The organism is Streptococcus mitis, from assembly GCF_009496285.1.
GTDB classification, from domain to species: Bacteria; Bacillota; Bacilli; order Lactobacillales; family Streptococcaceae; genus Streptococcus; species Streptococcus mitis_BP.
Genome location: NZ_WIJK01000038.1, coordinates 1 through 9,808 on the forward strand (window position 1 = coordinate 1; position 9,808 = coordinate 9,808).

Genomic DNA, 9,808 nt, shown 5'->3' on the forward strand with positions numbered 1-9,808 from the left:
ACAACTACACCAGGTGATAAAGGAACTACAGTCGTTGTGACTTACCCAGATGGTTCTAAGGATGAAGTACCAGTTAAAGTAACTGTAAAAGATCCAAGTGCACCAGCTACAGATGCAGACAAGAACAAAGTAACGGATCCATCAGTAACTCCAGTTACAGATCCAAGCAACTTGACTGACGCCGAAAAAGCTAAAGTAGCCGACGAAGTTAAGAAAGCTAACCCAACTGCGAAAGATATCAAGGTAAACAAAGACGGATCAGTAGTTGTAACCTTTGAAGATGGTACTACATCTGTTATTCCAGCAGATAAGACAGTCAAGAAATCAGATGGTTCAGTAGCAGTTAATCCAGCTACTAACCAAGATTCACCTGCTCAAGCACCAGCTAAGAAAGCGGGAGCGAAAGAATTGCCAAATACTGGTACAGAACAATCTAGCGCTTCACTTGCTTTGGCACTTCTTGCAGCAGCGACAGGCGGACTCCTCTTCGCTAAAAAACGTGAGGAAGAAGAGTAAGAAATTACTCAAATAAAGCAAAACTGAGAATCTCAATTCTATGAATTTGCTATAAAAACCGTAAGAAGAAATTCTTACGGTTTTTTTGATAGATAAAGATTAGGAGAATGGTGAAATGTCAGTCTTACAGATCTTTGAAATGCTAAAAATTCAATTGAATAGCTGTTCAATGTATAGTGGGTTGAAATAAGATATGAACAGAGAGATTAGAAAAGTCAAACTAATTTCTAGAAAAATTTTTAGCAGTTGTAGTGTACTGTTCTAGATTCAATCTACTATATATGCTATTTTTCCCATAGAAGAAAAGTTAATGTTGCCATCTTTCAAGTGTCTTGATGTAACATTGTAAACTTGTATGATGACAGAAAAAACGTTGATATCATCAACGTTTGAAACATAGGAACACCTCACAACTCTTCTTGCATCTATTATACGACTTTACACAAAGAAAAGCCCTTGGAAACTTGACTTCCAAGGACTTTGTCTTCGTTCTGACGTTGAGATCATCAACGTTTTTTTAATATAATGGAGCCGGTGGGAGTCGAACCCACGTCCAAACACCTGCTAACATATTTGTCTACGACCATAGGTTATGTATTATTTTAACAGTCCCTCGACACATAACTCAAGCCTAGGAACTGCGAGTCTATAAATCTCTTATCAAACTGCTAGACAAAGCCTGATCGTATCTCGCTAATAATAAGACCTGTCATCAGACACGAGCAATCCGAATCGGGTCACGCCTGCTGGTTTTTAGGCAGCTAGAGCGTAAGAAGTGTTATTTTTTGCAGTTATATTTAACTGAGCGTTTACGTCGCCACACGAGTCGCAAAATATGCCTCATAATGCCTGTCGAATCCGTAACGACCCCAAAAGACAATATAACTATTATACCTTATCTATTGGGAAAATGCAAAATCTGAGTAAAGATTAGCATTTGCTTTGTTTTTAGGGCTTATCTGATACTCTAAGGGCTAAATATTCTTGCTGCTTGTAAGAAATAATTGGGAAGGTTTATGGAGAAAGAGATAGTCTGAGCTGTAGAGTATTTGACTTGTTATTTCCGAGAAACCTTGTTGGCTGAGGATTTCTTCGAGTTCAGAAATGATAAAACCGTGTCTCTCTCCATCTGGTACAGTAAAATCAGCGATAAAGAGTTGTCCGCCATGAGTCAAATGTTCCTTGAACATAGCCAGACTGTCCTCGAGATTAGGCATATGATGAAGAACTCGACTGACGATGATAAGATCGAACTCTTCTTCAAGTGGTTCAAGTAATAAATCCTGTTGAATCAAGGATAGGTTTGCAAGCTTTTGACTTTCAATCTTGAGACGAGCTTGCGCCAGCATCTTGTCTGCAATATCAACCAAGGTCACTGATTTAGCTTGTTTGGCAAGAGGAAGTGCGATAAGGCCAGTTCCACCTCCAAAGTCTAGGATTGATTTGTTTGACAAATCAGGCACTTGTTTTATTAGATGCTGGCAAACAAGATCGGCCAGAAATTGATTTTTGGGAGAATCAAATGATTCTGCTCGATGATTAAAATGATGTTCCATATTTCTAGTCTAGCATAAAGTTTGGCAGTTTAACATTCCCTGCTTATTTTCTAGTAAAGAAATAAGCAACAAGATTTCTTTCAAAGGCGGTGGGACAGAAATCGATAGACAAAGTCTCGATTTCGTAGTCCCAGCCTCGCGAGGATGATTAGGAGCTTTTTGGAGTCTAAAAGACGAACAAAAAGTTCAATCAGCTACCGTGTCAAAGTTTGATTGTTAATAAAAAGTGAGGCCGGGATTTTTTGTCCCAACCTCTTGTTATTCTGTAGCTTGTTGCCAACGTTTGGCTAGAGTCCGTGAAAGGCTTGAAATAGCTAGATTGAAGCTGAAGTAGATTAGGGCGATCAGGATATATAAGCTGAAAACCTGTTCCGGTTCAAAATATCGGCCCATGAGGATTTGACTGGCACCAAAAAGCTCTTGGAGGGCGATTACAGAGTATAGAAGACTTGTATCCTTAATAACTGTTACAAATTGAGAGATGATGGCAGGGAGCATCTTGCGGATGGCTTGCGGTAGGATGATATGATAGAGGATTTGGCGATAGGAAAAACCTTGTGCCATTCCAGCCTCGTATTGTCCTTGATCCACTGCGTTAAGACCACCTCGGATAATTTCAGCAAGGGCTGCTGATGTAAAGAGGGTAAAGGCGGTGATTCCGGCTGGGGTAGATTTCATTTTAAAGACTAAAAAAATAGTGAAAATCCAGAGTAGATTAGGAACATTTCGTACAAATTCAATGTAGACACTAGCAAGGATTCGTAATAGGGTGTTTTTTCCGTTACGCATGATAGCAAGTATGGTTCCAAATGCTGTTGAAAGCGTGATAGCAATCAAAGAGATATAGAGGGTTAGACCAAAACCTTTTAAAATAAAGATGAGGTTGTCTAGACTGAGAACTTCAAGAATACTTTCCATAAAAACCTCCTAAAGTGAATAAGCTTTTTTGTTAGCTTGCTCCATTTTTCGTCCAAATTGAGCAACAGGGAAGCAGAGGGCAAAGTAGAAGAAGGCGGCACCTAAAAAGGCTGGGATGTAGTTGCCGTTGAGTGCGGACCAAGATTTGGTGACAAACATGAGGTCAACTCCAGAAATGATAGCTACTGTCGAAGTATTTTTAATCAGGTTGACGACTTGGTTGGTCAAGGGAGGGAGAATGATGCGAAAAGCCTGCGGTAGGATAATCAAGTGCATTGCATTTGCATAGGTGAATCCTTGAGAAAGAGCGGCTTCGAGTTGGCCTTTAGGGATAGATTGAATTCCTGACCGAATGACCTCAGCGATATATGCGCCGTGGTAGAGTCCGACACAAAGAACGGCAGTCCAGTAGATGGGAATCATGATAGTATGGTTACTAATCAGAGGCAAGCCGTAAAATACAATAACGAACTGAACTAGGAGAGGGGTATTTTGATAAAATTCGACAAAGATACGGGACAAGATCCGTAAACTACCATGTTTGCTAGTGGGTAAGGTACCGAATAGGATGCCCAATAGCATGGCTAAGGCAAAAGAACCTAGAGCGATAGCTATAGTAAAGAGAAATCCGTTAAAAAATTGACCAAAATGTTGAAAATAAGCTGTCCAAGATGATGAATCTATCATGTAGCTACCTCCTTATTCTGCTGAGTGTTTGGAAGGTTTGAGATTGTAGCGATCGTATAAGTCCTGCAAGGTCCCATCCTGACTCCATTTGACAACCAATTGATCTAGATAGTCATTCAGTTGCGTGTTCGATTTTTGGGTTACAATACCATAGTCAGAAGGTTTGAAGCTATCGTCAAGTAGTTCTGTTCTTTTGCTGGTATAGCCGGAAAGGATAGAACGGTCTACCGAGAAGGCATCAATCCGATGGGCGTGGAGGGAGGTGATTAATTCAGGATAAGATCCGAGTTCGACAAATTTAAAGGCAAGGCCTTTTTTCTTACCCAAGTCGCTAATCAGTTTTTGGGTGATGGATCCTTGTGCGACTCCAATGGTTTTTCCGTTCAAATCCTCAATATCTTTAATCTTACCTGATTTATTTACCAAAAATCCACAGGCGTCTGTATAGTAAGGGCTGGTGAAGTTGTAGAGCTTTTTCCGCTCATCTGTGATTGTGAAGGTGGCGATGTCCATATCCACTTGTTCGTTGTCTAATAGAGGACCACGAGTTTGAGCAGTAACTGGAACATAGCGGACCTTGACCTTGAGTTGGTCTGCAATCAGTTTAGCTAAATCTGTTTCAATACCTGAGAATTCTCCTGTTTTCGGATTTTTATAGCCGAAATTCGGGACGTCTTGTTTGACGCCGACAACGATTTCTCCCTTTTTTTGAATATCTGCGATACTGGTATCTGCTTGAGCTGATGTCACAAATCCAATACTTAAGAGGCTGGTAACTACTATTGCAAGAAAGAAATTCTTTTTCATAGGCTTCTCCTTATTTGACCTTGTCACTTTCGTGGTTAATAATCTTGCTGAGAAATTGTTGGGCGCGCGGTTCACTTGGGTGGTCAAAAAATGCATCCACATCTGTTGTATCGACCAAGACTTGCCCATCTGCCATAAAGATGATGCGATCAGCTACCTTGCGAGCGAAGCCCATTTCATGTGTGACGATGATCATATTCATGCCGTCGTGGGCTAATTTTTGCATAACAGCAAGGACATCACCGATTGTTTCGGGGTCGAGAGCTGAGGTTGGTTCATCAAAGAGTAGGAGTTCAGGTTTCATAGCTAGGCCTCTAGCGATAGCTACTCGTTGCTTTTGTCCACCTGAAAGGGTAGCTGGATAGGCGTCTTTCTTATCCCACATATTTACAAATTCTAAATATTTTTGCGCAGTTTTTTGAGCCTCTTTTGGATCTTTGTCTAGTACTTTAATCGGCGCAAGAGTTACATTTTCTAACACGGTCTTATGTGGATAAAGATTAAAATGTTGGAAAACCATCCCTACTTCCTTGCGGAGAGGGACTAAATCTTTTTGGCTAGCACCTGCTACTTGGTGTCCGTTTACCAGGAGACTTCCACTATCAATTGCCTCTAGACCATTGATAGTACGGATAAGGGTTGACTTTCCAGAACCAGATGGTCCAAGTAAAACAACAACTTGGCCTTTTTCAAAACGAAGGTTGATATTCTGGAGTGCGTGGTAGTCTCCGTAATACTTTTCAACAGCTTTAAATTCTACTAAAGTCATAATTCTTCTCCTTTGTGTTAGATTTTGTAACATCGATTCTACAACAAAAGCGTTTTCCTGTCAAATGATATTACAAAAAAATTAGTAAAATTTTGATAAAAGCAAAGCAGATAGAGAAAAACTGGAAATCATGTTATAATAAAACAATAGAATCGTAAGAAAGAGTGGATGATTTTTTTGATAATTCCTACTTATAATTGGCAATTTGCTCCGCAAGTTGAGGATGCGGATTTTACAAAGATAGCTAAGAAAGCTGGTTTGGGACCTGAAGTAGCTCGTTTGTTATTTGAACGAGGCATCAAGGATGAAACTAGTCTGAAAAAATTTTTAGAACCTTCTTTGGAGGATTTGCATGATCCCTACCTTTTAAATGATATGGAAAAGGCAGTGGAGCGGATTCGCCATGCTATTGAGCAAGGGGAACTGATTCTCATTTACGGGGACTACGATGCGGATGGGATGACTTCGGCTTCCATTGTCAAGGAAAGTTTAGAACAGTTAGGCGCTGAGTGCCTGGTTTATCTTCCCAATCGCTTTACGGATGGTTATGGTCCAAATGCCAGTGTCTACAAATATTTTATCGAACAGCAGGGTGTGTCTTTGATTGTGACGGTGGACAATGGTGTGGCGGGGCATGAGGCCATTGATTTGGCTCAGTCTATGGGAGTGGATGTCATTGTGACTGACCACCATTCTATGCCTGAGGTTTTACCAGATGCCTATGCTATTATCCATCCTGAACATCCAGGGGCGGACTATCCTTTCAAGCATTTGGCGGGTTGTGGTGTCGCATTTAAGTTGGCTTGTGCCCTTTTAGAAGAAGTGCAGGTTGAGTTGTTGGACTTGGTTGCCATCGGTACAATTGCCGATATGGTCAGCTTGACGGACGAAAATCGTATCATGGTCCAGTATGGTCTTGAGGTCTTGCGCAACACTCAACGAATGGGTCTACAAGAAATGTTTGAAATTGCTGGGATTTCGAGTAGTGATGTGACAGAAGAAACGGTCGGTTTTCAGTTGGCACCTCGTTTAAATGCCTTAGGGCGCTTGGATGATCCCAATCCAGCTATTGATTTGTTAACTGGATTTGACGATGAGGAAGTGCATGAAATCGCCCTTTTGATTCATCAAAAGAATGAAGAACGTAAGGAAATTGTTCAGTCGATTTACGATGAAGCCAAGGGCATGGTGGATCCTGATAAAAGTGTTCAAGTTTTGGCTAAGGAAGGCTGGAATCCGGGGGTTCTTGGAATTGTAGCTGGGCGCTTGCTTGAAGAACTAGGTCAGACAGTCATTGTACTGAATATCGAAGATGGACGAGCCAAGGGGAGTGCGCGAAGCATTGAAGCAGTCGATATCTTTGAAGCTTTGGACCCGCATCGGGAACTATTTATCGCCTTTGGTGGTCACGCAGGTGCTGCAGGTATGACCCTTGAAGTGGATAAGTTGGAAGTCTTATCTGATCTTTTGGAAGCCTATATTCGAGAAAAAGGTGCAGATGCCCAAGGTAAAAACAATCTATTTTTAGATGAAGAACTGGACTTAGAGATCTTGAGTTTGGAGACAGTGAAAAGTTTTGAACGCCTAGCTCCTTTTGGGATGGATAACCAAAAACCTGTCTTTTATATTCGAGATTTTCAAGTTGAAAATGCTCGCGTTATGGGGGTTGGTAATGCTCATCTCAAGCTGAAAATTTCCAAAGGTGAGGCTAGTTTTGAGGTGGTCGCTTTTGGTCAAGGGAAATGGGCGACTGAATTCTCACAGACCAAGCAATTGGAATTGGCGGTGACTCTCTCTGTCAACCAATGGAATGGACAAACAACCTTGCAGTTGATGATGGTTGATGCCCGTGTAGAAGGTGTCCAGCTCTTTAACATCCGTGGTAAGAATGCCCTGTTGCCAGAAGGGGTAGCCGTTTTGGACTTTACGCAAGAGTTACCTGATGTCACCTCTTGTTCAGCTATTGTCGTTAAGAATATCCCTGAGGATATATCCCTCCTTAAGAAAATCTGTCAGGAACAGGAGTTTTCAGCTATTTACTTTAAAAATGATATAGCTAAGGCTTACTACTTGACGGGATATGGAACGAGAGAGCAGTTTGCAAAATTGTATAAAACCATCTATCAGTTCCCGGAGTTTGACATTCGCTATAAACTCAAGGATTTGGCGGCCTATCTCAAGATTGAGCAAATCCTATTAGTCAAAATGATTCAGATATTTGAAGAGCTTGGCTTTGTGACCATTGAAAATGGAGTCATGAGGGTGAATAAAGAGGCTGAAAAGCGTGATATAGCTGAGAGTCAGATTTATCAAAAGCTGAAACAAACTGTTAAAGAGCAAGAAATAATGGCGCTTGGAACAGTCCAGGAAATCTATGATTTCTTGATGGAAAAAAGTGAATAGAGATCGAAAGAGTTGGCTTGCTGACTCTTTTTGTTTGCTATCAAAAATCTCATCAATAAAAGGAATTTAGTGCTATAATGAGAGGAGTGAAGGACTGTTGAACCTTGTTGAATAAAGTTAGTCGGAGTAGAAAATGGATAAAGAGAAGAAAAAGAAATTACTGGCAGAGTACAAGCAATAACAGAAGAAAGAATTTGAAGCAAGTTTACCGATAACAAGGGAGATCTTTTTAGATTTGTTTGATTTTTTGGATCAGGAGTTAGAGTCGCTGACTTGTTATGACGCTTTTCTTTTGAAAAAATATGTTTAAAAGTATTTTGGATAAATCCCTTGGTAAAACAAGTGGAAGTTACTTTGAAAAATTACCTTAAAAAATCAAAAACGATTTAACTTGTCAAAGCAGAGGTTTATTGTTATAATAGGTAAGATGGAGGCGTTATGGCACTTAAAAAAGCAAGTCTAGCCTGTGCGGTTTGTGGTTCTAGAAACTATTCGATTAAGATTAGTGGCAATCCAAAACCAACACGCTTAGAAGTAAATAAATTTTGTAAACACTGTGGCAAGTACACCACACACCGAGAAACGAGATAGGAGAAAACGATGCGTTTTATTAAGGACATTTTTAAACTTCTTAAAGAAACAACTTGGCCGACTCGCAAGGAAAGTTGGTTAGATTTTAAATCTATCATGGAATACACTGCTTTCTTTGTAGTGATGATTTATATTTTTGACCAATTGATTGTTAGCGGATTGATTCGTTTTATTAATATTTTTTAAAATAAGCTAAGGAAAAGATCTAGTCGCTGAAATTCTTCAGTTAGGAAAGGAAAAAACATGGATAGTTTTGATAAAGGATGGTTTGTGCTACAAACTTACTCTGGCTACGAAAATAAAGTAAAAGAAAATCTATTGCAACGTGCACAAACATACAATATGCTAGAAAATATTCTACGTGTTGAAATTCCTACACAAACAGTGCAAGTAGAAAAAAATGGAAAGAAAAAAGAAATCGAAGAAAATCGCTTTCCAGGGTATGTTCTTGTAGAAATGGTTATGACCGACGAAGCATGGTTTGTTGTGCGTAACACACCAAACGTAACAGGATTCGTAGGTTCACACGGAAATAGATCAAAACCAACTCCACTTTTGGAACAAGAAATTCGCGATATTTTAGTTTCTATGGGTCAAACTGTCCAAGAATTTGATATTGATGTCGAAGTTGGTCAAACTGTTCGTATTATTGACGGAGCTTTCGCAGATTACACAGGTAAGATCACAGAAATTGATAACAATAAAGTTAAGATGATTATCTCAATGTTTGGTAATGATACAGTTGCAGAAGTAAATCTTAACCAGATTGCAGAACTTTAATCAAAAATATTATCAATATAAAATCACAAACAAAGACAACTGTAGAGACAACGGTTGTCTTTTTATCTCTCATCTGTCTTCCTCAATACTTCCTGATACACCTTGGACTCAAAAAAACACAAAACAGAAACCAAAGCCCCTCTTTCCCCCTTTCTCTGCTAAACTAAAAGCAGAGAAAGGGGGAAAGCAAATGCTTGAAAAGTATTATGAGAAGGTAAAAGGTATTGTCCATAGATGCCGAAAAGATTATTATCTTCATCTATGGGAAAAAGAAGACTGGGACCAAGAAGGCATGATTTGTCTCCATGAACTTCTAGAACACCATCCAGAACTAGTGGAAGAAGAAAAGAAACTCTACGTTTACTTCAAAACAAAATTTCGGAATCGAATCCTTGATAGTGTCAGAAAACAAGAGAGTCAAAAGCGTCGCCTAGACCGGATGGCCTATGAAGAAGTAGGGGAGATTAGTCATCGCCTACCAGAAGGAGGATTGTGGTTGGATGATTACTACGCCCTCCATGAATTGTTGAATACTTATAGAAGAAAGTTACCAGAAGATAAGCAAGAAGCCTATGAACGCCTCTGGGCAGACGAACGATTTAAAGGTCGCAAAGCCCTTCTCAGAGAGCTGAAGGAAACATTACAAGACTTCTAAAAAAAATTAAAAAAAGGTGTTGACAAAGTAAGAAAAGTCGGTATAATAGTAAGAGTTGAAAATAACAACTCCGGTCCGTTGGTCAAGGGGTTAAGACACCGCCTTTTCACGGCGGTAACACGGGTT

At 39.9% G+C, this 9,808-nt stretch carries 11 protein-coding genes and 1 other RNA gene; 6 read left to right on the plus strand and 6 right to left on the minus strand.

Translation table 11 applies throughout. From position 1 onward, the window contains the following. A partial coding sequence (locus GEZ89_RS09140; RefSeq protein ID WP_153225784.1) for a Rib/alpha-like domain-containing protein occupies window positions 1–516 on the plus strand: 516 nt, incomplete at its 5' end. A gap of 523 nt (window positions 517–1,039) precedes the next feature. Here GEZ89_RS09140 and ssrA read toward each other — a convergent pair. From ssrA to GEZ89_RS09170, 6 genes are all read right to left on the minus strand, one after another. Beyond that, window positions 1,040–1,387: a transfer-messenger RNA gene (gene ssrA, locus GEZ89_RS09145) on the minus strand. A 103-nt stretch (window positions 1,388–1,490) separates the two neighbouring features. After that, on the minus strand, window positions 1,491–2,072 hold the full coding sequence (locus GEZ89_RS09150; protein ID WP_153225785.1) for a class I SAM-dependent methyltransferase: 582 nt from the start codon (window positions 2,070–2,072) through the stop codon (window positions 1,491–1,493). A gap of 258 nt (window positions 2,073–2,330) precedes the next feature. Beyond that, window positions 2,331–2,990: an amino acid ABC transporter permease gene (locus GEZ89_RS09155; protein ID WP_153225786.1), complete on the minus strand. Its 660-nt coding sequence runs from the start codon at window positions 2,988–2,990 to the stop codon at window positions 2,331–2,333. A gap of 9 nt (window positions 2,991–2,999) precedes the next feature. Continuing rightward, a complete protein-coding gene (locus tag GEZ89_RS09160; protein WP_153225787.1) occupies window positions 3,000–3,677 on the minus strand; it encodes an amino acid ABC transporter permease in 678 nt (225 codons plus the stop codon). A 12-nt stretch (window positions 3,678–3,689) separates the two neighbouring features. Beyond that, on the minus strand, window positions 3,690–4,484 hold the full coding sequence (locus GEZ89_RS09165; protein WP_153225788.1) for a transporter substrate-binding domain-containing protein: 795 nt from the start codon (window positions 4,482–4,484) through the stop codon (window positions 3,690–3,692). 10 nt (window positions 4,485–4,494) lie between these two features. Next, entirely contained in the window at window positions 4,495–5,253 is a 759-nt protein-coding gene (locus tag GEZ89_RS09170) for an amino acid ABC transporter ATP-binding protein (protein WP_153225789.1), read from the minus strand. A 177-nt stretch (window positions 5,254–5,430) separates the two neighbouring features. Between GEZ89_RS09170 and recJ the strand changes: the two genes are divergently transcribed. The 5 genes from recJ to GEZ89_RS09195 all read left to right on the plus strand — a co-directional run bounded on the left by recJ (window position 5,431) and on the right by GEZ89_RS09195 (window position 9,682). Then, window positions 5,431–7,656 carry a single-stranded-DNA-specific exonuclease RecJ gene (recJ, locus tag GEZ89_RS09175; RefSeq protein ID WP_194251851.1) on the plus strand — a complete coding sequence of 742 codons (2,226 nt, stop codon included), beginning with the start codon at window positions 5,431–5,433 and terminating at the stop codon, window positions 7,654–7,656. A gap of 438 nt (window positions 7,657–8,094) precedes the next feature. Beyond that, entirely contained in the window at window positions 8,095–8,247 is a 153-nt protein-coding gene (gene rpmG / locus GEZ89_RS09180) for a 50S ribosomal protein L33 (RefSeq protein ID WP_001809375.1), read from the plus strand. Window positions 8,248–8,256: 9 nt separating this feature from the next. Beyond that, the gene (gene secE, locus GEZ89_RS09185) at window positions 8,257–8,433 is read left to right on the plus strand and encodes a preprotein translocase subunit SecE (protein WP_001211016.1); all 177 of its coding nucleotides are present in this window, start codon (window positions 8,257–8,259) and stop codon (window positions 8,431–8,433) included. Window positions 8,434–8,490: 57 nt separating this feature from the next. Beyond that, on the plus strand, window positions 8,491–9,027 hold the full coding sequence (gene nusG, locus GEZ89_RS09190) for a transcription termination/antitermination protein NusG (RefSeq protein WP_045763385.1): 537 nt from the start codon (window positions 8,491–8,493) through the stop codon (window positions 9,025–9,027). A 190-nt stretch (window positions 9,028–9,217) separates the two neighbouring features. After that, window positions 9,218–9,682, plus strand: coding sequence for a sigma-70 family RNA polymerase sigma factor (locus tag GEZ89_RS09195; RefSeq protein ID WP_153225791.1), 465 nt, complete (start codon window positions 9,218–9,220; stop codon window positions 9,680–9,682). Window positions 9,683–9,808: the final 126 nt, after the last annotated feature.

What these genes read in the sequence shown, in the direction of transcription:
- GEZ89_RS09150 (WP_153225785.1), bottom strand. Translation starts at nt 2,072, where the DNA reads ATGGAACATCATTTTAATCATCGAGCAGAATCATTTGATTCTCCCAAA.
- GEZ89_RS09155 (WP_153225786.1), bottom strand. Translation starts at nt 2,990, where the DNA reads ATGGAAAGTATTCTTGAAGTTCTCAGTCTAGACAACCTCATCTTTATT.
- GEZ89_RS09160 (WP_153225787.1), bottom strand. Translation starts at nt 3,677, where the DNA reads ATGATAGATTCATCATCTTGGACAGCTTATTTTCAACATTTTGGTCAA.
- GEZ89_RS09165 (WP_153225788.1), bottom strand. Translation starts at nt 4,484, where the DNA reads ATGAAAAAGAATTTCTTTCTTGCAATAGTAGTTACCAGCCTCTTAAGT.
- GEZ89_RS09170 (WP_153225789.1), bottom strand. Translation starts at nt 5,253, where the DNA reads ATGACTTTAGTAGAATTTAAAGCTGTTGAAAAGTATTACGGAGACTAC.
- rpmG (WP_001809375.1), top strand. Translation starts at nt 8,095, where the DNA reads ATGGCACTTAAAAAAGCAAGTCTAGCCTGTGCGGTTTGTGGTTCTAGA.
- secE (WP_001211016.1), top strand. Translation starts at nt 8,257, where the DNA reads ATGCGTTTTATTAAGGACATTTTTAAACTTCTTAAAGAAACAACTTGG.
- nusG (WP_045763385.1), top strand. Translation starts at nt 8,491, where the DNA reads ATGGATAGTTTTGATAAAGGATGGTTTGTGCTACAAACTTACTCTGGC.
- GEZ89_RS09195 (WP_153225791.1), top strand. Translation starts at nt 9,218, where the DNA reads ATGCTTGAAAAGTATTATGAGAAGGTAAAAGGTATTGTCCATAGATGC.